The sequence below is a fragment of the Ruegeria sp. C10 genome (assembly GCF_056537805.1).
The window spans coordinates 893,930-917,436 of the sequence record NZ_JBQFSC010000002.1; the positions used below are offsets into that span (position 1 = coordinate 893,930).

The window sequence follows — 23,507 nt, forward strand, 5'->3', positions numbered from 1 at the left end:
GAACGGAGAAATCACATGTTTCTGGAACTGATCGGCACGATTTTTGCAGGCTTTGCCTTTGCGGGTGTCGTGATGGTGGTGAACAAGCTGACCGGGGGCCGCTTGCCCAAATGGGCCGCGCCGGTTGCGGCAGGTGCGGGGATGATCGGTATGACGATTACCAGCGAGTATTCTTGGTATGACCGTACGCGCGACCAACTGCCCGACAGCCTCACCATCGTGCAGGAGGTGGAAAGCCGCGCCTTTTATCGCCCTTGGACGTACGCCGTGCCCTTTGTCGACCGCTTTGCTGCGATCGACGCCACATCGGTACGCACCAATGCCAATTTGCCGGACGAGCGTCTGGTCGATCTTTACTTTTTTGGTCGCTGGGCACCGGTCTCGAAGATGCCGGTCGCTGTAAACTGCGCCGAAAACAGCCGCGCCAACTTGGCAGACGGGGCCGAATTCGCCGATGACGGACGTTTGCTGAACGCCAGCTGGATCAAGATCGACGCTGAAGATCCGGTAATCGAGGCAACCTGCGGGGTCTGACTATGTTGAACCATCTGAGCCTGCGCCTGAGGGTGTTCCTGTTCTTCCTATTACTTGCGGCAGGAGGGCTGATCATCAGCACCCTGGCTTTGTGGGTCGGTTATCAGAGGGCAAGTGATCCCGCTCTTATGGATGCGTTCATCTTCGCAGAGATACTGATCGCGTTTGGAATGTTGGCGCTAGTTGCCGGAGTCTGGCTTCTTTTTGATGATAACGTTGCAAAACCAATCGAGCGGCTCTCGGCCCAACTCCGGGCGCGCGCACACGCCGGGGTCAGCACGGATCTGGACCTTCAGGCGGCGCGCTATTTGGGCGATCTGGCCCCCGCCGCCGCTGGACTGGCCGAACAACTGGCTGCCAACGCCATGACCACGGCTGAGGCCGTGGCTGCGGAAACGGCCCATCTGGCCTCGGAAAAACAGCGTCTCACCGCGCTCCTGACCGAGATTCCGGTTGCCATGCTTTTGGCCGGACCGAAGCATCAGATCGTACTATATGACGCGCAGGCGGCTGAGGTTCTGGCACAGATCGCACATCCCCGGTTGAACGCGTCGCTGTTTGACTATCTCGAAGCGACGGGCCTGACGGATTCTTATGCGAAGCTGGTCAAGACCGGGAAAGATGTCCATTGTACGCTGACCAGTGTTGATGGGCGGCAATCCTATTCGGCCCGTATGAAACCCTTGGGCGATGCCCCTGGTTACATGCTGGTTTTCGATGACAGTGCTGCGCAGATCGACCCCGACGCGGCCCGCCCGCTGGTTTACGATTTCGAACTTCTCGACACACCCGGTGATGACGCGTTTGAAGATAGACCTCTTTTGGACCTCTGCTTCGTGGTCTTTGACACCGAAACCACGGGCCTGCTCCCGCATAAGGATGAGATCGTACAGATCGGTGCGGTGCGCGTCGTAAAGGGTAAGATCGTCGAAGGCGAACGGCTTGATACCCTGGTCGACCCCGGCATCCCGATCCCCCCAGCTTCAACCAAAGTGCATAAGGTCAGCGACCGGATGGTTCAGGGTGCGCCTGATATTGCCGAGGCCGGTCGCAGCTTTCACCAATTTGCCCGGGATGCCGTCATTGTTGCCCACAATGCACCATTCGACATGGCTTTCCTGCGCCGCCATGCCGAGCGTATGGGGGTGGAATGGAGCCACCCCATTCTGGATACGGTCCTGCTGTCGGCGGTGCTGTTCGGGGCAAGCGAAACGCATACGCTGGACGCGGTCTGCGAGCGGTTAGGCATAACCATCCCGGAAGCCTTGCGTCACACGGCTTTGGGCGATGCCGTGGCGACCGCCGAAGTGTTGGTTCGGATGCTGCCGATGCTTACGGCCCGTAATTTGGTGACCTTTGGCGACGTCATCACCGAGACTCGCAAACACGGACGGTTGCTTGAAGACCTTAACTGACCAGAAATTCCTAAAATCACCGCAGCTTTCCGTGGACAATCCCGGCGTCGCGTGGCACCTGAGACAGGCCCATGTACGAGCGCGCGATGACGGAAAAAACTTTCATTCCCAGCCCCGAGCAAAGCCTTGCCTTTCGCGAGGCCCTGGGCTGTTTCGGCACCGGCGTCACCGTTGTGACCACAAATACCTCCGAGGGCCCCGCAGCAATAACGGTGAACTCATTTGCGTCTGTATCGCTGGACCCGCCGCTGGTCCTGTGGTGTCTTGATCGGGATTCGAACCGGTACGACGCGTTCCACAACTGCGAACATTACGCGATCCACGTAATGGCGCAGGACCAGCACGACCAAGCATTGCAATTCGCGCGAAACGGGTTCGATTTTTCCCATGCGGATTGGCAGGAGGATGACGCCGGGCGCCCCCGACTTGCGGAATGCCTCGCCCGTTTCGATTGCCGCCTGTCGGCCCGTCATGAGGCAGGTGACCACCTGATCCTTGTTGGTCATGTTGAACAGGTCATGCATCGCCCAGGTCAGGGGCTGATCTTCAAGCGCGGACAATTCGGCGGCTTCGCCGATCTGATCTAATCGTCCAGCGAGCCGTGGACGGCCAACGCTTCAAGTTGCGTCTCTTGCGGGGTGATCACTCGGAATGCCTCGTGCACCCCTGCCCCCGTCAGCTCTCGGGCGACGGTCAGCAATGTGTTCGGGGCATGATCTTCGCACAGCTCGGACATATGTGAGACTTCGGCCTGCGCCACTTCTAACGCGGCGTCAACCGAAGGCGCGCCGTAGAATTGCACGAAATGCTCGGCCAGATATTGCGTGATCTGGTCAATCTCGGCCTGCTCGACTTGTGTGACGGCAACAAATGTAACGCGCCCGAAGGTTTCAAGCCCCAGCCATCCATTAGCAAAGGCCTGACGCGCCTTGCCTTCCAGATCAGCCTCACTCCAGTTCGAAAACTCGAATCCGCCCGAGATGCACCATTCACCGGTTCTTGCGGGTGAATGAAACACGTTCATATCGCTTTCATCAAAATGGATAGCACGGGCGAGTTTCATCTGGCGATCTCCAATAATTCTGTCAGCGGGCGTATATGTGTGTCCGCGCCGTCACGGATCAGCATACCGAAGCGCTCATCGGTGCCCAGAAAGACACCCCCTTCTCCAATAGGTTCTCCGACACCGCGCAGCAGCCCCATCCACTCAGCGTGAATCGGCGCGTTACCGTCCTCGGTCCAGCGGTTCAACCAGGTCAACATGTGACGCGACCAGCTCTCGACCAACTGCGTCGCAGAAACCTCGGCGCATCCTTCATCATAGAGCGAGGTAACATCCGGTGTTTCCCCTGGTGCATCGCTGGTTTGAAGCAAGGCCAGTTCCCAACCAACGATCAGCCAATCGGGAACCTCATCCACCTCGGCAGACGACGCTGCAACTTTTATTGTCCCACATTTTGCACCGTTTACACAGATCAGCCCATCCCAACCCAAGTGCACCGCGACCTCGGGCGGGGCCAGCGCGCCCAGCGCATTCTGGAACCCGACAGCACAAAGCGGCAGCATTGCCATAGCATCCCGCAACGGAACCTCGGGCGCGAATACTATCGCAACGCGCAGACGATCCGCCTGAATATTGTGGACCACAGTTCCCGCGTCACAGCCCAGCGCTGCCATCGCCTGGGCACGCTCGAACGGGTCTTCGCCAGCCTTGGCAGGTTGCCCTTTGAGCAATGGGGGAAAGACCGGCTGGGTCACGCTTTGCCCTTGGCAATCATGTCGCGGGCGATCTTGCGGAAGGCTTCGGCTTGCGGGCTGTCAGGTTTGCTGACCACGATGGGGGCACCCCCGTCGGCGGCAACTCGGATATCCAGATGCAGCGGAATTTCCCCTAGCAATGGCACGCCCAGCGCCTCGGCTTCTGAGGCAACACCGCCATGGCCAAAGACATGTTCTTCGTGTCCGCAATTCGAGCAAATATGCGTCGACATGTTTTCGATCATCCCAACAATGGGCGTCTTGAGCTGGTTGAACATATCGATCCCCTTGCGGGCGTCGATCAAAGCAACATCCTGTGGGGTTGAGACGACAATGGCTCCATCCACCTGAAACTTCTGGCTCAGCGTCAGTTGCACATCGCCGGTTCCGGGGGGCAGATCAACGATCAACACATCCAATGCGCCCCATTGCACCTGACTCATCATCTGCTGCAAGGCGCCCATCAGCATGGGGCCGCGCCAGACAACCGCCTGCCCTTCGTTGGTCATTAACCCCATCGACATCATGGTGACACCGTGATTGCGCAGCGGCAGGATCGTCTTGCCATCTGGGCTGGCCGGTCGCCCCGACACACCCAGCATCCGGGGTTGTGAAGGGCCATATACGTCTGCGTCCAACAGGCCTACGCGACGGCCTTCAGCAGCCAGCGCACAGGCAAGGTTGGCCGACACGGTGGACTTGCCCACGCCACCCTTGCCCGACGCAACCGCGATGATCCGGTCCACACCGGGAACGGCCTGCGGTCCGGTTTGTGAGGGCTTGGGCTTGGGCTTCAAATCAGGCGGTGCCTTGTCCGAATGCGCGGTCAACATTGCCGAGACCTTTGAAACACCATCAACCATCTGCGCCGCCTGTTCGGCTGTGGCGCGAACGGGCTCCATCTTCTCGGCCTGTTTGGGATCGATCTCCAGCACAAACCGAACGGTATCGCCTTCAACATTCAATGCACGCACGATACCCGCGCTCACAATATCCTGACCAGAAACCGGATCGGTAATCTTCTTCAAGTTCGCTAGAACTGCATCACGGATGCTCATGCCGTATTCCCCTTGATCCGCCCCACGCTGGGCGCCTTGCGTATCGACAGAATATAGTCGCCGCTCATTGCATGTGTCTCCGTCTCATTTTGTACATTTGACGCATCGGGTCAGCCGCCGTTAGGCTTAACCATGCGCTTTGTCCTGTTGTGCCTGAGCCTGACGCTCACCGCCACCCCCTCTTGGTCACAAGAGGCATTGGGCCTTGCCGCCCCGGATGAGGTGACAAACTCAGGTCTTTTGCAACATATTCTTCCGCGCTTTTCTCTCAAGACCGGAATACGTGTTGTTGCGGATGAAAGCGGCGTCATGTCACTGGCCCCGAGTTCGCCCGGCGATCCGGTCTTTGCCCGTGACGGGGTGGTCTATCATCTACGAATCGACGACAGCGCCAAGCAGGTAAGGTTTCGTGAATGGCTACTTTCCGACATTGGCAGACGGACGGTTGAAAACTTCATCCCCGACGAGGGCACGCCCTTTAGCGCAAGTTTCGAAACTGCCACTGTTACCAAAGAGGTCGTGGTCGACGGAAACGCGCTGCTTGGCGAAGATCTGTCGATGACCCATTGTGGCCGGTGCCATGTGATTGGCCCACAGAATCGGATGAACGGGCTGGGTTCGACCCCGTCTTTCGCAGTGCTGCGCGCAATGCCCGACTGGTCGGAACGGTTTCAGGCGTTCTTTGCCCTGAACCCACACCCAGCTTTCACACAGATCGAGGGCGTCACCGAACCTTTCCCGCCCGAGCGCCCCTCGCCGATCCATCCGGTCGAGATGAGCCTGGATGACCTCGAAGCAATTCTGGCTTTCGTGACCGCCATGCGCGCCGCCGATCTGGGCGCGCCACTGCAACTTCAGTGATCCTTGCGCTTTGAAAGGTAATCATCCGTTGTGACAACCCGTGGTCTGGGGGCGGATTGAAACGGATTGTCAGCGCTATGGAACTGGGCGTTCACCCGGCAATTGTCGCACATCTGGATCATCCGCGCCTGATCCGAGGTCGCGAACATCGGATGTGTGCCCGACAACTTTTCCATGATCCGCTCAACCGTTGATCTAACCCCAAACGCTGCGCCGCATTCGACGCATTCAAAGGGTTCCTCTTCATTCAGCACCTGTTGTGACAGCGCTTGGTCGCTCAGATCAAGCTGGGGCACTAGTGTGATCGCCTGTTCTGGGCAGATCGTTCGGCAAATCCCGCATTGCAGGCAGGCGTCCTGCTGGAAATTCAACTGCGGCTTGTCCGGGTTATCGATCAGCGCCCCCGATGGGCAAAGGGACACGCAACTCAGGCACAATGTACAGGTGTCGGTATTCACTGCAATCGCGCCATAAGGCGCGCCCTCGGGCAGGGCCAGTGGCACCTCGACCTCCGGATTCAGAGCTTGCGCCGCCAGACGCGCTATTTGACGACGATTACCCAGTGGAAGCACCGGATCAGCCAATGGCTGCGGAACATTCTGCGCATAAAGCAGATCTGCCAGCGCATCCGGGTCGGTTTCATCAATCAGACTCAGCGCGTCGTGCATTGCGATAGCCCGAGCCAGCTCTAATTCAAGATCAAGCGCGTCCCGTTCGGTCTTAGGGCTAATCAGGATATCGGCGCGCGCAAAGCCATGCGCCAGCGCTGCCAGCATCTCGGCATGCCCAAAGCCCGAAACCACGTTCAGCTCCAGCGGAATGACGTCTGCTGGCAGTCCCCGTCCAAACCGGGCCGCCATCCGGATCATCTGCGCCCCATGGGCGTCGTGCACCAGTAATCGCGGTGCAACGCCGCCCGCGCGCCGGAAGGTCCGGGCCAGTATGTGCATTCGCGACAATACCGCCGAGACCGGAGGATCTTCATATGTGATAGCAGTCGACGGGCACAACGCCGAACACTCACCGCACCCGGCGCAAATCATCGGATCAATGGCTACATGATCGCCAGCCGGTGTGATCGCACCGGTCGGGCAGACGTCCAGACAGTTTGAACACCCCGTTTGTTCCGCTCGCGAATGGGCGCAAAGCGTCTCATCCAATCGGACATAGAGCGGTTTTTCAAAGGTCCCGACCAGTTGCACCGCTTCAAAAGCAAGACGCGCGACGGCCACCGCATCGCGGGGATCAGCGCGCAAGTACCCCTCGCGCTTTTCGGGGGCATTAACCAAAGGTGTTGCTCCGGTCAGATCAACAACAATGTCGCAACGCGACGTTGCACCGTCACGGGGTGTGCTCCAACCAAATTCTCCGCGTCCGCCGGGCTCTAGTTGCTGCACCTGATCCAGATGCCAAACAAATCCGCCCAGCGCGCCGGTCAGTCTGAGTATTCGTGCGCGCGCAACGTCATAGTTGCGGCTTAGCGGTTCTGCATCGTCAACCAAAAGCACAGTCACGGCCAACACAGCGGACAGCTGTTCGGCCAACGGAAAGACAACCTCTCCGGGCCCGACAATACAGCAGGTTCCTTCACTGATGACATCGAAACTTGGGGTCACTGGCTGCGGCAGTAATGCCTCAGCCGCGAGCGCAGCCATTTTGGGGGTTGCATCGGTCCCCTGTTCGGACCAGCCAGCTCGGTCGCGCAGATCGACAAATCCGGGCGCTTCAACACCCAGTTCCTCGGCAAGCTCGCTAAAAACTGCACTTTCCTGAGCGCAGGCAAACACCACCTGCTCATCGCCCGTCATCAACTCGGCGGCAGTTTGAATCTGGCGCGTACAAAGGGCGGTATGCACCTTCGAGCACTCCGTATCGCAGGCTGCAGAAATACCATCTGCGTTCAGGGACTGCGTCCCCTCGCAATCACACAATATGAGCTTGCTGGCCATTTCCCCTCCCGACGCTGCGTTCTGCCCCATCAGCAGCTTAGACCCAATCCGCGCCGAGGCAATGCGAAGCATCAGAGAAAATCCCGATATGTGCATTATTTTTCATCACAAATCGCCATCAAAACCTGAAGTTGGAAATAAACTCTAAGTGAATGTCTCATATTAGGCGAAACTAGACTTGGCAGGTCGCCAATTTATGTAACATAGTACATCAATGGAAGGCAGGGGAGAGCCTTCCGGGGAGGAGCCAGTGGCCAAGGCCGCAAGCCGGACTGAAATGACAATTGGCGTCGTCGTGCGCAGAACACCCGGGGTGACACGCTGGGCGCGTTGGAACTGGCGCGCGGTCGCTGTTTTGCCAGGTGCAAAGCCTGCCGACTGGCAAGAGTTGCGACGTGAAGGTGAGGCCATCGAATACCATGCAGCCACCCTGCCCCTCACCCTGTGGGCCGATGAAACCGAAGCCTACATGGTCAACCTGTCGGACGGTCAACCTTCGCTGTACCTGGTTTTGCGGGATGAGCTGAAAGGCGAAACACCCCTGAATGCCGTATTGATCACCGCCTCACCGTTCGAGGGTCAGGATTATGCGGATACCGGCGAAGAGATCGTTGAGAAGATTCCGATGACCGAAGGGTTGATTGCATGGCTCCGCGATTTCACCCTGCAGCATCATCAGGACGAGGTGTTCATAAAACGTAAACGGGACAAGAAACGCACCGATCTGGTGGAAGACGGCAAGGGCGATGCACGAATCCGGCAGGATTCAGATGTCTACCGGGCTCCGCGTCGGGTGCTGCAATGACCCAGGCCCGCGATTTCTGGTCCCGCCGCAAGGCCGCCGTTCAGGCCGAGACCGAAGCAGAAGCTTTGGCCGCAGAGGAACAGATTATCACAACGCGGCAAGCTGAGCTGGAGGAAAAAAGCGACGCCGAAATTCTGGCCGAGTTTGATCTGCCCGATCCCGATACGCTGGAAGCCGGCGATGATGTCTCGGGCTTCATGGCCAAAGCTGTACCTGACCGTTTGCGCCGCCGCGCCTTGCGGCGCCTATGGCGGTTGAATCCTGTTCTGGCCAATGTCGACGGGCTGGTCGATTACGGCGAGGATTATACCGATGCGGCCTGCGTGATTGAGAACATCCAGACCGCGTATCAGGTTGGCAAGGGTATGTTGGCGCATGTCGAAGCGCTCGCTGCCGAGGCAGAAATGTCCGAAGCAGAAACAGAAGCTGACATGCCCGAGGCGATCGAGTCAGGTGAAGAACCGATCAACGCCGTCGAACCAGAACCGGAAGCCCCACAGATGGTTGAAATGGAAGAGCCAGAGGAGATCGAACTCCCCCCTGCTCCACGCCGTATGAAATTCGAATTCGAAGGATAACTCTATGACCGCAGACAACGCGCAAACATTGGATATCTCGACTGAGGATCGTCTGCGTGCGGATTTCTATAATTTTCTTGGCCTGCTATTGGCCGGTCCACCCGATCAGTTGCTTTTGGATCAGATGGCCGGGCTAAGCGGTGATGACTCGGATCTAGTTCAGGCCATTCGGGCAATGGCACGGGTGGCCAAGGTGACCAAGCCTGCCGCCGCAGAGCGCGAGTTCAACGCACTTTTCATCGGATTGGGCCGAGGCGAACTGCTGCCTTATGCCTCTTTCTACCTGACGGGATTTCTGAACGAAAAACCCCTGGCGCAGCTGCGCAATGACATGGCCGCGCGGGGCATCACCCGGGCGCAGAATGTTTATGAACCCGAAGACAACATCGCCTCGCTAATGGAAATGATGGCGGGCATGATCGTCGGTCGGTTCGGCGCGCCCGCCACGCTGGAAGATCAAAAGGCGTTCTGGAGCAAACATATTGGGCCCTGGGCCGCGCATTTCTATTCGGATTTGGAAGGTGCCGAGAACTCGGTTCTCTACGCCTCGGTCGGCACGGCTGGTCGGGTGTTCATGGAGATTGAGCGTGAAGCCTTTCGAATGACGGCGGCCTAGCCCGCCACTCGCCGGTGCCTTTAGGCACCAAACCGCAATTGGGACAGGAGGAGCCCATGAGCAAGACCAAGGAAGAAGGCGCAACCCGCCGCGACTTCCTGAAACTGGCCGGTACCGCAGCGCCCGCTGCTGTAGCCGCCGCCAGCCTGTCTGGGAAAGCCGAAGCAGCCGAACTGCCGACGGACGAAACCCGGATGCAGGACACCGCGCACACGCGCGCATACCTCGACAGCGCCCGGTTTTGACCCGGACGTAGTCATACCCGACTGACGGTTGCGATTGGCCCTGAAGTCGGTTTCGCGAAGTACCAAGCCAGCCATGGGTTACATGGCCAGCAAGGGAGGAAAGAAATGCTTAGGAAAAAGACCAACGGGGTTGCGAGACGCCCCCAGCGGACAAGTATCCTGTCCCAGGTCGGCGAGAAAACCGTCGATCGCCGCGCATTCTTGCGTGGCTCGGGCCTGACGATCGGCGGCCTTGCCGCGATCAGCGCCACGGGTGGAACCGTAACGCCCGCCAGTGCCCAGACAGCGGCAAACACCGCCGTTGAGAATATCAAATCTGTATGCACTCACTGCTCGGTCGGCTGCACGGTCGTTGCCGAGGTACAGAACGGAGTCTGGATCGGGCAAGAACCCGGCTGGGACAGCCCATTCAATCTGGGTGCACACTGCGCCAAGGGGGCCTCGGTCCGCGAGCACGCCCATGGCGAGCGCCGCCTGAAATATCCGATGAAAAAGGAAGGTGGCGAGTGGAAGCGCATCAGCTGGGAAGAGGCGATCAACGAGATCGGCGATGGCATGATGAGCATCCGCGAAGAATCCGGGCCGGACAGCGTGTACTGGCTGGGGTCTGCGAAGCACAATAACGAACAGGCCTATCTGTTCCGCAAGTTCGCCGCCTATTGGGGCACGAACAACGTGGACCATCAGGCCCGTATCTGCCACTCGACCACTGTCGCGGGTGTTGCGAATACATGGGGCTACGGCGCCATGACCAATTCGTACAACGACATGCACAACAGCCGGGCCATCTTCATCATCGGTGGTAACCCGGCCGAGGCGCACCCCGTCTCGCTGCTGCATATCCTGCGTGCGAAAGAGCAGAACAATGCGCCTTTAATCGTCTGCGACCCGCGCTTTACGCGCACCGCGGCCCATGCGGATGAATATGTCCGCTTCCGCCCCGGCACAGACGTTGCGCTGATCTGGGGTATCCTGTGGCATATCTTCGACAATGGCTGGGAGGACAAAGAGTTTATCCGCACCCGTGTCTGGGGGATGGACCAAATCCGTGAAGAGGTTGCCAAGTGGAACCCGGATGAGGTTGAACGTGTCACCGGCACGCCCGGCTCGCAGCTGCGCCGCGTCGCAAGGACCATGGTGAACAACCGCCCCGGTACCGTTGTATGGTGCATGGGTGGTACGCAGCACACCAACGGCAACAACAACACTCGCGCCTACTGCGTGCTTCAGCTTGCGCTTGGCAACATGGGCACCTCGGGTGGTGGCACCAACATCTTCCGCGGCCATGACAACGTGCAAGGCGCGACGGACCTTGGTGTTCTGTCCCACACCCTGCCCGGCTACTATGGCTTATCCAAAGGCGCATGGGGTCACTGGGCACGAGTCTGGGGTGAAGAGCCCGAGTGGCTTGCAGGCCAGTTCGCCACGATCAAGGATAAGGAAGGCAAGGATAAACCGCTGCAGAATGAGCGCGGCATCCCGGTCTCCCGCTGGATCGACGGTGTTCTCGAAGACCCAGCTAACATGGATCAGGACAACAATGTCCGCGCCATGGTTCTGTGGGGCCACGCGCCCAACTCGCAGACCCGGATGACGGAAATGAAGACGGCGATGGAGAAGCTGGACATGCTGGTCGTGATCGACCCGTATCCCACCGTCTCGGCCGTGCTGCATGACCGCACCGATGGCGTCTATCTGCTGCCCGCCTGTACGCAGTTCGAAACCCGCGGCTCGGTCACGGCCTCGAACCGATCGCTGCAGTGGCGGGACCGCGTGGTCGAACCTCTGTTCGAAAGCCTGCCGGACGAGGTCATCATGGCCAAGTTCGCCAACAAGTTCGGCTGGGCGGATCGGTTCTTCCGCAATATCGAAATGGACGACCCGGAAACCCCGAATGTTGAAAGCATCACGCGTGAGTTCAACTCGGGCCTCTGGACCATCGGCTATACCGGTCAGTCGCCGGAACGTCTGAAAAGCCATATGGCCAACCAGCACACGTTCGACAGAACCACGCTGCAAGCCATCGGTGGACCAAACGACGGCGAATATTACGGTCTGCCCTGGCCCTGCTGGGGAACGGCTGAGATGGGTCATACTGGGACACCAAACCTGTATGATATGTCCAAACCGGTGGCCGAAGGTGGCCTGACCTTCCGCGCCCGTTTCGGAGTGGAACGTGACGGCGACAACCTGCTGGCCGAAGGGGTATATAGCGTTGGTTCGGAAATTCAGGATGGTTATCCGGAATTCACGATGCAGATGCTGATGGACCTTGGCTGGGACGGTGACCTGACGGCTGAGGAACGTGCGGCCATCGACGCCGTAGCGGGACCAGAGACCAACTGGAAAACCGACCTTAGCGGCGGTATCCAGCGGGTCGCGATTGCCCATGGCTGTGCGCCCTTCGGGAACGCAAAGGCACGCGCGGTCGTATGGACCTTCCCGGATCCGATCCCACTGCACCGCGAGCCGCTTTACACGAACCGGCGCGATCTGGTGGAGGACTATCCAACCTACGATGACCGTCAGGCCTATCGTCTACCTACCCTTTATGCGTCGATTCAAAAGAACGACTTTTCTAAGGATTACCCGATAATCCTCACGTCTGGTCGTCTGGTCGAATATGAAGGTGGCGGCGATGAGACGCGGTCGAACCCGTGGCTGGCCGAGCTGCAGCAGGACATGTTCGTCGAGATCAATCCGCGCGATGCCAATAACCTTGGTATTCGTGACGGATCGCAGGTCTGGGTCGAAGGTCCGGAAGGCGGCAAGGTCAAGGTGATGGCGATGCTGACCAACAGGGTCGGTGCCGGTGTCGCCTTCATGCCCTTCCACTTTGGCGGCCATTTCCAGGGCGAAGACCAGCGGCACAAGTATCCTGCTGGTGCAGACCCCTATGTGCTGGGTGAAAGTACCAACACCGCCCAGACCTATGGCTATGATTCAGTGACCCAGATGCAAGAGACCAAAGCGACTCTCTGCAAAATCTGGTCAGCGTAAGGAGGACGATAATGGCTAGAGCAAAGTTTCTCTGCGACGCTGAACGCTGCATCGAGTGTAATGCCTGCGTAACCGCGTGTAAGAACGAGCACGAGGTGCCGTGGGGCATCAACCGCCGCAGGGTGGTGACGATCAATGACGGCAATCCGGGTGAACGCTCGATCTCGGTGGCCTGTATGCATTGTTCGGATGCGCCCTGCATGGCGGTGTGCCCGGTCGACTGCTTCTATCAGAACGAAGAAGGGGTCGTCCTGCACTCCAAGGACCTGTGCATTGGCTGCGGCTATTGCTTCTATGCGTGCCCCTTCGGCGCGCCGCAATACCCGCAGGCGGGCAACTTCGGATCGCGAGGCAAGATGGACAAATGTACCTTCTGTGCTGGCGGCCCCGAGGAAACGCACTCGACCGCAGAGTTCGCCAAATACGGACGCAACCGGATCGCAGAGGGCAAATTGCCCATCTGCGCCGAGATGTGTTCTACCAAGGCCCTGCTCGCCGGCGATGGCGACGTGGTCTCGGCTATTTACCGTGAGCGTGTCGTCGCGCGCGGATTTGGTTCGGGCGCTTGGGGTTGGGGCACGGCCTACGATCAGAAAGACGGCTGACCCCGTCTACTAAAGCAAAACGGATGACCCGCAGATGTGGGTCATCCTGCATTGGATTTTTATTGAGGTTCCGATGTTGCGCTTATTCATCGCTTTCCTGCTTTCGCTAACGCTGACCCAAGTTGCGGGCGCTCAAACCAGTGAGGGGGCCGCCCCTGCGGATTCGACCGACCGGTCTACAACCGGCGGCGCGACCACGCTTGAGGACATTCTGGCCCGCCAGCGTGGCGAGAAGGTCGACAACAGCTACAGGTCTGAAAACACCGGTCAGGGCAATGTTGAAGGCCTGCTGGGACAGTTCGGCACCCATGGTGTTGCCTCTGACAGTGACGTCTACCGCGCGCTGCGTTACGGATCTGCGGACGTCACCGTTTCATCCCAGGGACCTGCGGACAGCGTGCTGATTCAAGACGGCGGCATGTGGTGGTTGAACTTCCGAACTGGCCCGTTGCGTGAATATGGAACCTACATTCTGGGCGGAATGCTTGCGATCATTGTGCTTTTCTTTCTGATCCGAGGAAAAATCCGCATCGACGGAGAAAAAACCGGCCGCACGGTCCTTCGTTTCAATAGTTTCGAACGTTTCGGTCACTGGCTCTTCGCCGGGTCGTTCCTTGTGCTCGGCATCACAGGCCTACTGACCCTTTATGGCCGCGATTTCTTGATCCCGGTCTTTGGCAAAGAAGGGTTCGCCACTATCGCGCAAGGGTGCAAGTGGCTTCACAACAACCTCGCATGGGCCTTCATGTTGGGTCTGATAATCATCACCATAAACTGGATTGCCCATAACATCCCCAACAAGACCGACCTGAAATGGTTGGCCGCCGGAGGGGGCTTGTTCACCAAAGACAGCCATCCACCAGCCAAGAAATTCAATGCGGGTCAAAAGATAATCTTCTGGGCTTGCATTCTACTGGGTGTCTCTATCAGCCTGTCAGGCCTGTCGCTGCTATTCCCGTTCGAGCTGCCGATGTTCGCCAAAACCTTCTCAATCGCCAACTCGACAGGTATTCCGCAGGCGTTGGGTCTGAACCTGCCAGTGCATATGTCACCGCAGGAAGAGATGCAATATGCCCAAGTCTGGCATGTCATGGTCGCCTATGTGTTCATCGCCATCATCATCGCCCATATCTACCTTGGCTCGGTTGGCATGGAGGGTGCGTTTGACGCCATGGGCACCGGTGAAGTCGAAGAACAATGGGCACGCGAGCACCACTCGCTGTGGCTGGAAGAGGTGCAAGAAAAAGAGGCGGGCAAGGCAGCGGCCTCACCTGCAGAATAGATGCGCTGGCTCGCTCTTGCGCTTGTTTTGACCCCCCTGCCCGCCTGGTCCGAGTTTTTCACGCTCAAAGGCCATGGCGGGCCGATCATGGGGATCGCTTCGGCGCCGGATGGGCGTATCGCAACGGCCAGTTTCGACAATTCGGTCGGTCTCTGGACCGGACAGACACCGGAATGGCTGGAGGGGCACGAAGCGGCAGTGAACTCGGTCGTTTTCAATGGCACTGCAATCTATTCTGCCGGGGATGACTTCACCCTCCGCCGCTGGCCCGGCGGGGATGTAGTCGGGCAGCACAAAGGCAAGATTATCAGCATTGCAGCGTCGAAAACTCATATCGCGACGGCCAGCTGGGATGGCACCATCGGCCTGTGGCCGGTGGACGGGTCCGAGCCGACCCTGCTTGGGCCAATCGGCAGCGGGGTGAATGCAGTTGTTTTTACGCCGGACGGAAAGCAGCTTTATTCGGCAGGTGTCGACGGAGCGTTGCGTATCTGGGATGTCGCCAGCGGTCAGGAAACGAATCGCCTGATTGAGCATGGTTTTGGCATCAATGAATTGGTCCTGAACGCACATGACAACTGGATCGGCTACGGTACCGTCGATGGAGTGACACGCATCCTGAGCCTCACCACCGAAGAAGAACATGACTTTACGTTGGATCGGCGCCCGATCCTCGCCATGGCATTGAGCCCCGATCGCAAGCTGTTGGCTGTCGGCGATGGTGAAGGCTTTATAATGGTCATCGACACTTTCGAATGGCGCATTGCACAAGATTTCCGTGCCACCCTGCGCGGTCCGGTTTGGGCGCTCGCTTTTTCTGCAGATGGTCAAAATCTTCACGCAGGCGGCATTGATGAGGCAATGTACAGCTGGCCCATTTCAGCGCTGGGCGATAGCGAACAGATGGCCGCTGCCGAACCCAGCTTTCTGAAAGACCCAAGCGAGATGGGCAACGGAGAACGGCAATTTGCACGCAAGTGTTCGATCTGTCACAGCCTGACGCCGGATGGAGGTCGACGTGCGGGCCCTACCTTGCACGACATCTTTGGGCGGAAGGCGGGCACATTGCCCGATTATTTGTACTCGGATACGCTGCAAGACTCTGATATTATTTGGAATGAAGAGACAATAAATGCTCTTTTCGACGAAGGCCCGGACCACTACATTCCGGGGTCAAAGATGCCAATGCAGCGGATCACGCAAGCACAGGACCGGTTAGATCTGGTCGCGTTCCTGCGCAGCGCCACCGCACCGCAGGATTGAGCCGGAGGAGAACATGAAAGCCTTTCTGACCGCCGTCGCCGCGATGGTCGTGATCACTGTCGCCGCTCCTTACACGCTGGATCAATTCGGTTTCAGCGCCGCCGACAAGACGTCCGGTTCGGCTGTACGCCTCGACTGAATGCCGCAATACCTGACCACCCGCGAATTGGCGGATCTGCTGCGCATTGGTGAGCGGAAGGCCTATGATCTGGCATCCTCGGGCGAAATCCCGTGTGTACGCGCCATGGGCAAGCTGTTGTTCCCAAAAGCCGAGATCATAGCGTGGCTCAACGCCTCACGCTCTGGCCCCGATGTCGTCGAACCACCCCTGCCGCCGATCGTGGCAGGTAGCCACGATCCCCTGCTGGACTGGGCTTTGCGGGAAAGCGGCTCTGGGCTTGCGACTTACTATGATGGGTCTTTCGACGGGCTGAATCGTCTTGCGGAGCGCAGCGCACAGGCGGCGGCCTTGCATATCCACGAACCGGAAGGCTTCAACACTCAGACCCTGCGCGACACGATGGGCGAAGCACCTGTGATCCTCTACCAGATTGCCAACCGGCAGCGCGGCCTGTTGCTGGCACCCGGCACTTCGGACATCTCGGGGTTTCAGGATCTGAAAGGCAGACGGATCATTCTGCGGCAAGACAGCGCCGCCAGCCAGCGTCTGTTCGATGCACTGCTCGACGCCCACGGTCTGGGTCGTGATGATCTGAACACCCTGCCCGTTTGCGCCCGCACAGAAGAAGAGCTGGCCACCGCCCTGCGTGACGGCAAGGCAGAGGTTGGTTTTGGCCTTGGTGCACTGGCGCGCCTGTATGGGCTGAATTTCATGCCCACCCATTCCGAGCGTCTGGACCTTGCAATCTGGCGCCGCGCCTTCTTCGAGGCCCCCATGCAGACGCTGACCCAGTTTTTGAAATCCGAGCGTTTTACCGAACGCGCTGATGAACTAGGCGGCTATGATTTCGCAAATCTGGGTCGGATCCACCACAACGGCGCCAGTGGCTGATCCGTCGTCCATTCCTTGTTGCGCTAACCCAAGGCGAACTTACTGTGCGTTCGGAAAAAACAACTGCTCACCATCCAGCGTGTAAGACGCAATCGCCGCCTGTCCATCAGGGCCGATAAGCCAGTCGATAAACCTTTGCCCGGCAGCGGCGCGAACGCCGGAGTGCTTTTCAGGGTTCACGAGGATTACACCATATTGGTTAAACAGGCGCGGATCGCCCTCGACCAAGACCTCCAGATTGCCCCGGTTTCCGAAAGACAACCAAGTCGCCCGGTCGGTCAGAGCATACGCGTCCATGCCGCTGGCCACGTTCAGCGTTGCCCCCATCCCCGATCCGGTCTCGCGATACCAAGTCCCCGAGGCCTCCGTCGGGTCAACGCCGGTCGCCTCCCAATAGCGCATCTCGGCTTTGTGAGTGCCGCTATCATCACCGCGCGAGGCAAACGGCAGTTTCGCTTCGGCCAAAGCGGTCAAAGCGGTTACAATGTCGTTGCCACCGGCAATTTCGGCTGGATCAGATTTTGGGCCAACCAATACAAAATCATTGTACATGACATCGAACCGTTCGACACCCCAACCGTCTGCTACAAACTGCTCTTCAGCGGGCTTGGAGTGAACCAGAAGAACATCGCCATCGCCGTTAATTGCGTTCCGGATCGCCTGACCGGTCCCGACGGCCACAACCCGTACATCGATACCGGTTTCGGCCTCGAACCCCGGCAGGATATAGTCCAGCAGACCCGAATTCTGCGTCGAGGTCGTTGATTGCACAACGATAAAGGGTTCTTCGGCCAAACCTGCGCCTGCGGTCAGCCCAAGCGCGACAATTGATGCCCGAACGAAATCAGGGATCATTCGAAGTCTCCATCTCTGTTCATCAGGTTACCAGACCGCCAGCCAGATACCGGCGCGACTCGTTGCTTCTTGGGGCTTCCAACACCTGCTGCGCCCTTCCGTATTCCACCACACGCCCTGCCTGCATCATCACGATGTCAGATGCCAGGCGCCGCGCCTGCCCGATGTCATGCGTCACCATCACGATGCGCACACCCCGGGCCGAGGCGCGCAAGACCATCCGTTCGATCATCTGCATAGCACTTGGATCCAATGCGCTGGTGGGTTCGTCCAGGAACAAGGTCTTGGGGTCTAAGGCCAACGCGCGCAGGATCGCCAACCTTTGCGCCTCGCCACCAGACAGCGAACGCGCGGATTGACGTGCTTTACCATCCAGTCCTCCTTCGGCCAGCAAAGCTTCGATACGATGCCTGCGCAAGGCACGGGGCATCGATTTCCGCTTTAGCACAAAGTCCAGATTGGCCGCGACCGAGCGGCGCAGCAACACGGGGCTTTGAAACACCATCGCCTGCCGCGCTTTGTGGGCTGCATTCAACACGACACCGTCCTGACAGACACGCCCGCTGTCGGGTTGAATCAGACCATGCAGACAACGCAGCAACAGACTTTTGCCAGCGCCGTTTGGGCCCAAGATCATGGTCGGACCCGGGCCATCCAAACACAAATGCGGGACATCGAGCAGCACCTTGCCTTCGCGCGCAATGTGCAACCCTTGGACCTCCAACATGCCCGGCGCCTCGGTCAGGACATCACGCATGGCGCAGCCCTTCCCGCTCGGCCCGCAGGGTCAACGCGCTAACCATCGCGTTTACTGCCACGGCCAAACCGATCAGGATCACACCCAAGGCCAGCGCCAGCGCCAAATTCCCCTTCGAGGTTTCGAGCGCAATCGTGGTCGTCATCACGCGCGTCACGTGATTGATATTGCCGCCGACAATAATCACCGCGCCTACCTCGGCGATTGCCCGGCCAAACCCAGCCAGTAATGCGGTGACAAGAGCCAGACGCGCGTCCCACAACAGCACCGGGATCGAAGCCAACCGCGATACGCCGAGCGAGCTGAGTTGTTCAGAATACTCCTCGGCCAGCATCTCGACCACCTGCCGGGTAAGTGCGGCCATGATCGGCGTCACCAGCACCACCTGCGCTATGATCATTGCGGTGGGGGTGTAGAGAAGTTCCAGCACCCCCAGAGGACCGGATCGGGACAACATCAGGTAGACCAGCAAACCGACGACGACTGGTGGGAACCCCATCAGAGCGTTCACAAGGATAATCAGCGCCCGCCGTCCCGGAAACCGCGCGACGGCCAAAGCTGCCCCAATAGGCATCCCGATGACCGCCGAAATCAGAACAGCAAAGATCGAAACACGCAGCGACAACAACACAATTGCCCACAGCTCTGCATCCCCTTCGAGGATCAGCGAGAGCGCTTGGGTGAATTCTGATGCAAATCCCTGCATATTCTACCATTCATGCCCTATGCTGTTACAAAATGCTATAAATTACAGGGAAATACTAAAGGTTCTGGCCAGCAAGTACAGGCACAAATTCGACATTCAAAACTAAGAACGCGGCCCCGTCAGGGCCGCGTTTGATTGGCACGTCTTTTGCTGTAGCTGGTTCAGTACAGCGCAGCGTCGGTGATCTGATGTGTCCATGCCCCTTCAGGCTTTTTGGTGATAACTGGATCAGATCCGCCCGCCAGCAGGGTATCAACCGTGCGGTCGAAATCGGCTGGATCCAGCGCCCCGTTCGACCCTGCGGTCAGCTTGGCAATCTCGCCCATCATGCGCTTTTGATGCTCTTCTGTCTGGGCACCGGTTGCATCGTTTTCGAGAACGATCTCGGCGGCTTCATCCGGGTTCTCTTCGGCGTATTTCCAACCCTTCATCGAGGCACGGACAAACCGTTCCATCTTGTCGGTGAAGGCCGCATCGCTCAAATTTTCTTCAAGCACATATAGACCATCCTCAAGCGTGGCGACGCCCTGATCTTCGTATTTGAAGGTTACCAGTTCTTCGGGCGTGACACCGGCATCAATGACCTGCCAATACTCATTGTAGGTCATGGTGCTAATGCAATCGGCCTGACGCTGCAGCAGCGGGTCGACGTTAAAGCCTTGTTTCAGCACTTCGACACCGCTGTCGCTTTTGCCATCGGTACCGATTCCCAGCTGACTCATCCAGCTCATGAACGGGAATTCGTTGCCGAAGAACCAGACTCCCAGCGTGCGATTTTTGAGATCTTCGGGCGAGGCAATCCCCGCATCTTTCCAGCAGGTCAGCATCATGCCCGAGCTCTTGAAAGGCTGCGCGATGTTCACCAGAGGCAGACCCTTTTCGCGCGCAGCAAGTGCAGCCGGCATCCATTCCACCGTAACGTCTGCTCCACCACCTGCGATCACCTGTGTGGGCGCAATATCAGGACCACCGGGCAGAATGGTGACGTCCAGCCCCTCTTCTTCGTAGAACCCTTTATCTTTTGCCACATAATAGCCCGCAAACTGCGCTTGCGTGACCCACTTCAATTGCAGTGTCACCTCATCCGCAGCAAGTGTCGCACTGGCTGCCAGGCTAAAGGCCGCAACCGCCCCACTGAGTAGCTTCTTCATCTTAATATCTCCTAGTTGCTTATGTTTGCCCCGTTTATGGGGTCTGTTGAGTTATTCCTTTATCCTCGCTGCGACGGATGCCAGAAGGTCACCGCCTTTTCGATCATCGCCACTACGCCATAGAAGGCCGTCCCCGCCAGCGCGGCCACCACAATCTCGGCCCACACCATATCCAGCGACAATTGCCCGACGCTGGTCGATATCCGAAAGCCCATGCCCAATGTGGGGGAGCCAAAGAACTCAGCCACGATAGCGCCGATCAGCGCCAGAGTGGTAGAAATCTTTAGCCCGTTGAAAATAAATGGCATAGCGGCGGGGAGGCGAAGTTTCAGGAAGCTCTGCCAATAGGTGGCGGCATAGGTCTCCATCAGATCGCGCTGCATCGTTGTGGCTTCGCGCAGCCCTGCCACCGTGTTCACCAGCATCGGGAAGAACACCATCACTACGACGACCGCCGCCTTGGAATGCCAGTCGAACCCGAACCACATCACTAGAATGGGTGCGGTGCCCACGATCGGCAGCGCTGCAACGAAGTTGCCGACGGGAAGAAGCCCGAGGCGCAGGAAATCCCATCTATCCACGGCAATTGCCATGAGAAAGGCCGAACCGCAGCCGATGATGTAGCCGCTGAGTGCTCCCTTGATGATCGTTTGAACAAAGTCAGCCCAAAGTGTCGGCAAACTGTCCCAGAAACGGTCCCAGATGACCGATGGTGCGGGCAGGATGACCAAGGGCACTTCTAGTCCACGCACCACCAGTTCCCAGATGCCAATCACGGTCAGACCGAAGATCAGGGGCGCAAGAAACCGCACCATCCGTGTGTCAGAATAGGGTCCGCTGGCCAGACTGCTGTTCAACCACCAGCCCAATAACCAGACTGCGATTGCACCAAGAATAGGTATCATTGTGCCATCCCCATTCGTTTCAGGACGGTCCGCTCGATCAGCCCCAGCAACCCGACGAGACAGGCGGCGAGAATGGCCGCAGCGAACAGCGCCGACCAGATCTGTACCGTCTGGCCATAGTAGCTACCGGCCAGCAGCCGTGCACCCAACCCGGCAACAGCCCCGGTCGGCAGTTCTCCAACAATGGCCCCGACCAGCGAAGCAGCGACGCCAATTTTCAGCGATGTGAAGAGATAGGGCATCGAGGCCGGCAGGCGCAGTTTCCAAAACCCCTGCGAACGGCTGGCATTGTAGGTTCGCAGCAAATCCAACTGCATAGCATCCGGGCTGCGCAGCCCTTTTACCATGCCTACGACGACGGGGAAGAAACTCAGATACGCCGAAATGATCGCCTTCGGAATGATCCCCTGAACCCCAACAGAATACAGAACAACGATGATCATCGGAGCCAGCGCAATGATAGGAATGGTCTGGCTAACGATCGCCCAGGGCATCACCGACAGATCCATCACCCGACTGTGCACGATCCCGACCGCCAGTAGGATGCCCAACCCGGTTCCGATAGCAAAACCCAGCATCGTGGCGCTCAGCGTGACCCAGCCATGATAAATCAGAGAGCGTTTCGAGGTGATTTTTTTCTCAATCGTGGTTTCCCACAACTCAATCCCAACTTGATGGGGTGCAGGCAGACGGGGGCGGTCCTGCTCCCATGTGGCTGGGATTGCAAACGCGTTGTTCAAGGCCAGACCGATCTCACCCATGTCCCGGCGATCCTTGGCTGAAGGTGGCTGGACTTCAGCACCCACGCGCTCCTGTTCAGTCAGAACCCCTTTGATATTCATAGGAATACAGGCCGCGTACCAGACAACGACAATGGCGGCGATCACGGTGAGGACTGCAATGATCTGCTTCATGCGTGCCACTCCATCCGAATGACAGGCACCGTGTCAGGTGGCACCGGAGGCTCTCTTCCCGTCTCAACAAAGCCCTCGCGCCGATAAAACCGTTGCGCGTCGACATTTGGCACATGTGTGGTCAGCCAAAGATGGTCGCGCCCCTCCTTCGCCTTATCCAGCAATTGCTTGCCGATGCCCTGCCCAGTGCGCAAACAATACAGCGCACCAACCTTATGTTCGACCGGATCGACAGACATATAGCAATCAATCGGATCACCTGCGATCCAGATGTCCCTGTTCGGAAACGCCTCAAGGATCAGATCCGCCAGCTTTTCTTCTGGCAATTCCTCGGGTATCCAATCGGTCTGCGCGGCCCAGGTCGCGATGATGCGCGCGCAATCCCCCACATCTTCGCGGGATGCCCGTCTGATGCCTTTATCCGCCATCACACATCATCCCCATGACCCGCTCGCAATCCTTCTCGCACGCGGTGGGCGACTTCGATAAACTCGGGCGTGTCACGGATATCCAGAGGCCGCTCTTTCGGCAGAGGGCTATCGATCACATCCGTGATCCGGCCAGGCCGAGGGCTCATTACCACGATCTTGGTGCTGAGATACACCGCTTCGGGGATCGAATGTGTTACGAAACCGATGGTCTTCTCGGTGCGCGCCCATAATGCCAGAAGCTGTTCGTTCAGATGGTCGCGCACAATCTCATCCAGCGCACCGAACGGTTCGTCCATCAGCAGAATATCCGCATCAAATGCCAAGGCCCGCGCAATACTGGCCCGCTGTTGCATCCCGCCCGAGAGCTGCCAGGGGAACTTACCGCCAAATCCATCAAGATCAACAAGTTCCAGAACCTTTCTAACGCGTTCCTCCTGCTCGGCGGAGGAATAGCCCATGATCTCAAGCGGCAGCTTGATGTTCTTTGCAATGGTCCGCCACGGGTAGAGCCCGGCCGCCTGAAACACATACCCATAAGCGCGCTTTCGCCGTGCTTCGTCAGGCGTCATGCCATTCACGGTCAGGGTCCCGCCGGTCGGTGTTTCCAGCGCTGCGATACAGCGCAGGAACGTCGTCTTGCCGCAGCCCGAGGGGCCGATAAAACTAACGAACTCCCCCTTGCCAATCGACAAGTTCACATCTTTCAGCGCATGAATAGGCCCATCATTCGTCTGAAATGTAAGATCCAGCTGCCTTGCCTCAATAACGGGCTGAGTAGTATTTTCTGTATTCATTCCATTGCCTTGA

26 protein-coding genes are annotated in these 23,507 nt (G+C 58.3%); 14 read left to right on the top strand and 12 right to left on the bottom strand.

All coding sequences use genetic code 11. The features are described 5' to 3' along the window. The first annotated feature begins 15 nt into the window (after positions 1 to 15). The 3 genes from ACR0DE_RS12800 to ACR0DE_RS12810 all read left to right on the top strand — a co-directional run bounded on the left by ACR0DE_RS12800 (position 16) and on the right by ACR0DE_RS12810 (position 2,536). Entirely contained in the window at positions 16 to 534 is a 519-nt protein-coding gene (locus ACR0DE_RS12800) for a hypothetical protein (RefSeq protein WP_170393351.1), read from the top strand. A 2-nt stretch (positions 535 to 536) separates the two neighbouring features. Then, positions 537 to 1,949 (top strand): 3'-5' exonuclease, encoded by a 1,413-nt coding sequence (locus ACR0DE_RS12805; protein ID WP_170421193.1) that lies wholly within the window; start codon positions 537 to 539, stop codon positions 1,947 to 1,949. Between the two features lie 86 nt (positions 1,950 to 2,035). After that, entirely contained in the window at positions 2,036 to 2,536 is a 501-nt protein-coding gene (locus ACR0DE_RS12810) for a flavin reductase family protein (RefSeq protein WP_170595890.1), read from the top strand. Here the strand turns inward: ACR0DE_RS12810 and ACR0DE_RS12815 are convergent. From ACR0DE_RS12815 to ACR0DE_RS12825, 3 genes are read right to left on the bottom strand one after another with little or no spacing between them, the layout of a single operon-like run. After that, on the bottom strand, positions 2,533 to 3,012 hold the full coding sequence (locus tag ACR0DE_RS12815; RefSeq protein ID WP_480753522.1) for a DUF6505 family protein: 480 nt from the start codon (positions 3,010 to 3,012) through the stop codon (positions 2,533 to 2,535). The genes ACR0DE_RS12810 and ACR0DE_RS12815 overlap by 4 nt on opposite strands. Then, positions 3,009 to 3,707: a biotin/lipoate--protein ligase family protein gene (locus tag ACR0DE_RS12820; RefSeq protein WP_480753526.1), complete on the bottom strand. Its 699-nt coding sequence runs from the start codon at positions 3,705 to 3,707 to the stop codon at positions 3,009 to 3,011. Before ACR0DE_RS12820 ends, ACR0DE_RS12815 begins: the two co-directional genes overlap by 4 nt. Beyond that, on the bottom strand, positions 3,704 to 4,765 hold the full coding sequence (locus tag ACR0DE_RS12825; RefSeq protein WP_170393356.1) for an Mrp/NBP35 family ATP-binding protein: 1,062 nt from the start codon (positions 4,763 to 4,765) through the stop codon (positions 3,704 to 3,706). Before ACR0DE_RS12825 ends, ACR0DE_RS12820 begins: the two co-directional genes overlap by 4 nt. Before the next feature lie 132 nt (positions 4,766 to 4,897). Here ACR0DE_RS12825 and ACR0DE_RS12830 point away from each other — a divergent pair, with 132 nt between their 5' ends. After that, positions 4,898 to 5,626 carry a cytochrome c family protein gene (locus ACR0DE_RS12830; RefSeq protein ID WP_170510435.1) on the top strand — a complete coding sequence of 243 codons (729 nt, stop codon included), beginning with the start codon at positions 4,898 to 4,900 and terminating at the stop codon, positions 5,624 to 5,626. Here the strand turns inward: ACR0DE_RS12830 and ACR0DE_RS12835 are convergent. After that, positions 5,620 to 7,575, bottom strand: a complete 1,956-nt coding sequence (locus ACR0DE_RS12835; RefSeq protein WP_480753798.1) for a 4Fe-4S binding protein — start codon at positions 7,573 to 7,575, stop codon at positions 5,620 to 5,622. The two genes, ACR0DE_RS12830 and ACR0DE_RS12835, sit on opposite strands and share 7 nt — an antisense overlap. Before the next feature lie 250 nt (positions 7,576 to 7,825). On the opposite strand from ACR0DE_RS12835, the gene ACR0DE_RS12840 reads away from it, so the two are divergent. The 10 genes from ACR0DE_RS12840 (at position 7,826) to ACR0DE_RS12885 (ending at position 16,981) form a co-directional block, all read left to right on the top strand. Further along, positions 7,826 to 8,380 (top strand): DUF3305 domain-containing protein, encoded by a 555-nt coding sequence (locus tag ACR0DE_RS12840; RefSeq protein WP_170393358.1) that lies wholly within the window; start codon positions 7,826 to 7,828, stop codon positions 8,378 to 8,380. Next, complete coding sequence (locus ACR0DE_RS12845; protein WP_480753531.1) at positions 8,377 to 8,958, top strand: DUF3306 domain-containing protein; 582 nt, start codon at positions 8,377 to 8,379, stop codon at positions 8,956 to 8,958. The genes ACR0DE_RS12840 and ACR0DE_RS12845 overlap by 4 nt, the downstream gene beginning before the upstream one ends. A gap of 4 nt (positions 8,959 to 8,962) precedes the next feature. Continuing rightward, on the top strand, positions 8,963 to 9,574 hold the full coding sequence (locus ACR0DE_RS12850; protein ID WP_480753534.1) for a TorD/DmsD family molecular chaperone: 612 nt from the start codon (positions 8,963 to 8,965) through the stop codon (positions 9,572 to 9,574). A gap of 56 nt (positions 9,575 to 9,630) precedes the next feature. After that, positions 9,631 to 9,819: a ubiquinol-cytochrome c reductase iron-sulfur subunit N-terminal domain-containing protein gene (locus tag ACR0DE_RS12855; RefSeq protein WP_170393361.1), complete on the top strand. Its 189-nt coding sequence runs from the start codon at positions 9,631 to 9,633 to the stop codon at positions 9,817 to 9,819. A 105-nt stretch (positions 9,820 to 9,924) separates the two neighbouring features. Continuing rightward, positions 9,925 to 12,819, top strand: a complete 2,895-nt coding sequence (locus ACR0DE_RS12860; RefSeq protein WP_480753537.1) for a formate dehydrogenase subunit alpha — start codon at positions 9,925 to 9,927, stop codon at positions 12,817 to 12,819. 11 nt (positions 12,820 to 12,830) lie between these two features. Beyond that, complete coding sequence (gene fdh3B / locus ACR0DE_RS12865) at positions 12,831 to 13,424, top strand: formate dehydrogenase FDH3 subunit beta (protein ID WP_037307340.1); 594 nt, start codon at positions 12,831 to 12,833, stop codon at positions 13,422 to 13,424. A 73-nt stretch (positions 13,425 to 13,497) separates the two neighbouring features. Beyond that, positions 13,498 to 14,706, top strand: coding sequence for a formate dehydrogenase subunit gamma (locus tag ACR0DE_RS12870; RefSeq protein WP_480753540.1), 1,209 nt, complete (start codon positions 13,498 to 13,500; stop codon positions 14,704 to 14,706). Next, on the top strand, positions 14,707 to 15,969 hold the full coding sequence (locus ACR0DE_RS12875; protein ID WP_480753543.1) for a c-type cytochrome: 1,263 nt from the start codon (positions 14,707 to 14,709) through the stop codon (positions 15,967 to 15,969). A gap of 13 nt (positions 15,970 to 15,982) precedes the next feature. Beyond that, complete coding sequence (locus ACR0DE_RS12880; protein ID WP_255612119.1) at positions 15,983 to 16,108, top strand: hypothetical protein; 126 nt, start codon at positions 15,983 to 15,985, stop codon at positions 16,106 to 16,108. Further along, on the top strand, positions 16,109 to 16,981 hold the full coding sequence (locus ACR0DE_RS12885; RefSeq protein ID WP_480753547.1) for a substrate-binding domain-containing protein: 873 nt from the start codon (positions 16,109 to 16,111) through the stop codon (positions 16,979 to 16,981). A gap of 39 nt (positions 16,982 to 17,020) precedes the next feature. On the opposite strand, the gene ACR0DE_RS12890 is transcribed toward ACR0DE_RS12885, so the two are convergent. The 8 genes from ACR0DE_RS12890 to ACR0DE_RS12925 form a co-directional block, all read right to left on the bottom strand. Next, positions 17,021 to 17,836 carry an ABC transporter substrate-binding protein gene (locus ACR0DE_RS12890; RefSeq protein WP_480584792.1) on the bottom strand — a complete coding sequence of 272 codons (816 nt, stop codon included), beginning with the start codon at positions 17,834 to 17,836 and terminating at the stop codon, positions 17,021 to 17,023. 22 nt (positions 17,837 to 17,858) lie between these two features. Further along, positions 17,859 to 18,593 (bottom strand): ATP-binding cassette domain-containing protein, encoded by a 735-nt coding sequence (locus tag ACR0DE_RS12895; RefSeq protein ID WP_480753554.1) that lies wholly within the window; start codon positions 18,591 to 18,593, stop codon positions 17,859 to 17,861. Continuing rightward, a complete protein-coding gene (locus ACR0DE_RS12900; protein WP_480753559.1) occupies positions 18,586 to 19,299 on the bottom strand; it encodes an ABC transporter permease in 714 nt (237 codons plus the stop codon). The genes ACR0DE_RS12895 and ACR0DE_RS12900 overlap by 8 nt, the downstream gene beginning before the upstream one ends. Positions 19,300 to 19,460: 161 nt before the next feature. After that, on the bottom strand, positions 19,461 to 20,450 hold the full coding sequence (locus ACR0DE_RS12905; RefSeq protein WP_480753562.1) for an ABC transporter substrate-binding protein: 990 nt from the start codon (positions 20,448 to 20,450) through the stop codon (positions 19,461 to 19,463). A 59-nt stretch (positions 20,451 to 20,509) separates the two neighbouring features. Continuing rightward, positions 20,510 to 21,355 (bottom strand): ABC transporter permease, encoded by an 846-nt coding sequence (locus ACR0DE_RS12910; protein ID WP_480561690.1) that lies wholly within the window; start codon positions 21,353 to 21,355, stop codon positions 20,510 to 20,512. Then, positions 21,352 to 22,269, bottom strand: a complete 918-nt coding sequence (locus tag ACR0DE_RS12915) for an ABC transporter permease (RefSeq protein ID WP_480561692.1) — start codon at positions 22,267 to 22,269, stop codon at positions 21,352 to 21,354. Before ACR0DE_RS12915 ends, ACR0DE_RS12910 begins: the two co-directional genes overlap by 4 nt. Then, a complete protein-coding gene (locus ACR0DE_RS12920; protein ID WP_170393374.1) occupies positions 22,266 to 22,697 on the bottom strand; it encodes a GNAT family N-acetyltransferase in 432 nt (143 codons plus the stop codon). The genes ACR0DE_RS12915 and ACR0DE_RS12920 overlap by 4 nt, the downstream gene beginning before the upstream one ends. Then, complete coding sequence (locus ACR0DE_RS12925) at positions 22,697 to 23,494, bottom strand: ABC transporter ATP-binding protein (protein WP_170421163.1); 798 nt, start codon at positions 23,492 to 23,494, stop codon at positions 22,697 to 22,699. Before ACR0DE_RS12925 ends, ACR0DE_RS12920 begins: the two co-directional genes overlap by 1 nt. Positions 23,495 to 23,507: the final 13 nt, after the last annotated feature.

Bases quoted from the DNA above. Each gene is read 5' to 3' on its own strand.
- ACR0DE_RS12800 (WP_170393351.1), top strand. From the start codon at position 16: ATGTTTCTGGAACTGATCGGCACGATTTTTGCAGGCTTTGCCTTTGCG.
- ACR0DE_RS12805 (WP_170421193.1), top strand. From the start codon at position 537: ATGTTGAACCATCTGAGCCTGCGCCTGAGGGTGTTCCTGTTCTTCCTA.
- ACR0DE_RS12810 (WP_170595890.1), top strand. From the start codon at position 2,036: ATGACGGAAAAAACTTTCATTCCCAGCCCCGAGCAAAGCCTTGCCTTT.
- ACR0DE_RS12815 (WP_480753522.1), bottom strand. From the start codon at position 3,012: ATGAAACTCGCCCGTGCTATCCATTTTGATGAAAGCGATATGAACGTG.
- ACR0DE_RS12825 (WP_170393356.1), bottom strand. From the start codon at position 4,765: ATGAGCATCCGTGATGCAGTTCTAGCGAACTTGAAGAAGATTACCGAT.
- ACR0DE_RS12830 (WP_170510435.1), top strand. From the start codon at position 4,898: ATGCGCTTTGTCCTGTTGTGCCTGAGCCTGACGCTCACCGCCACCCCC.
- ACR0DE_RS12835 (WP_480753798.1), bottom strand. From the start codon at position 7,575: ATGGCCAGCAAGCTCATATTGTGTGATTGCGAGGGGACGCAGTCCCTG.
- ACR0DE_RS12845 (WP_480753531.1), top strand. From the start codon at position 8,377: ATGACCCAGGCCCGCGATTTCTGGTCCCGCCGCAAGGCCGCCGTTCAG.
- ACR0DE_RS12850 (WP_480753534.1), top strand. From the start codon at position 8,963: ATGACCGCAGACAACGCGCAAACATTGGATATCTCGACTGAGGATCGT.
- ACR0DE_RS12855 (WP_170393361.1), top strand. From the start codon at position 9,631: ATGAGCAAGACCAAGGAAGAAGGCGCAACCCGCCGCGACTTCCTGAAA.
- ACR0DE_RS12860 (WP_480753537.1), top strand. From the start codon at position 9,925: ATGCTTAGGAAAAAGACCAACGGGGTTGCGAGACGCCCCCAGCGGACA.
- fdh3B (WP_037307340.1), top strand. From the start codon at position 12,831: ATGGCTAGAGCAAAGTTTCTCTGCGACGCTGAACGCTGCATCGAGTGT.
- ACR0DE_RS12870 (WP_480753540.1), top strand. From the start codon at position 13,498: ATGTTGCGCTTATTCATCGCTTTCCTGCTTTCGCTAACGCTGACCCAA.
- ACR0DE_RS12875 (WP_480753543.1), top strand. From the start codon at position 14,707: ATGCGCTGGCTCGCTCTTGCGCTTGTTTTGACCCCCCTGCCCGCCTGG.
- ACR0DE_RS12880 (WP_255612119.1), top strand. From the start codon at position 15,983: ATGAAAGCCTTTCTGACCGCCGTCGCCGCGATGGTCGTGATCACTGTC.
- ACR0DE_RS12885 (WP_480753547.1), top strand. From the start codon at position 16,109: ATGCCGCAATACCTGACCACCCGCGAATTGGCGGATCTGCTGCGCATT.
- ACR0DE_RS12890 (WP_480584792.1), bottom strand. From the start codon at position 17,836: ATGATCCCTGATTTCGTTCGGGCATCAATTGTCGCGCTTGGGCTGACC.
- ACR0DE_RS12895 (WP_480753554.1), bottom strand. From the start codon at position 18,593: ATGCGTGATGTCCTGACCGAGGCGCCGGGCATGTTGGAGGTCCAAGGG.
- ACR0DE_RS12900 (WP_480753559.1), bottom strand. From the start codon at position 19,299: ATGCAGGGATTTGCATCAGAATTCACCCAAGCGCTCTCGCTGATCCTC.
- ACR0DE_RS12905 (WP_480753562.1), bottom strand. From the start codon at position 20,450: ATGAAGAAGCTACTCAGTGGGGCGGTTGCGGCCTTTAGCCTGGCAGCC.
- ACR0DE_RS12910 (WP_480561690.1), bottom strand. From the start codon at position 21,355: ATGATACCTATTCTTGGTGCAATCGCAGTCTGGTTATTGGGCTGGTGG.
- ACR0DE_RS12915 (WP_480561692.1), bottom strand. From the start codon at position 22,269: ATGAAGCAGATCATTGCAGTCCTCACCGTGATCGCCGCCATTGTCGTT.
- ACR0DE_RS12920 (WP_170393374.1), bottom strand. From the start codon at position 22,697: ATGGCGGATAAAGGCATCAGACGGGCATCCCGCGAAGATGTGGGGGAT.
- ACR0DE_RS12925 (WP_170421163.1), bottom strand. From the start codon at position 23,494: ATGAATACAGAAAATACTACTCAGCCCGTTATTGAGGCAAGGCAGCTG.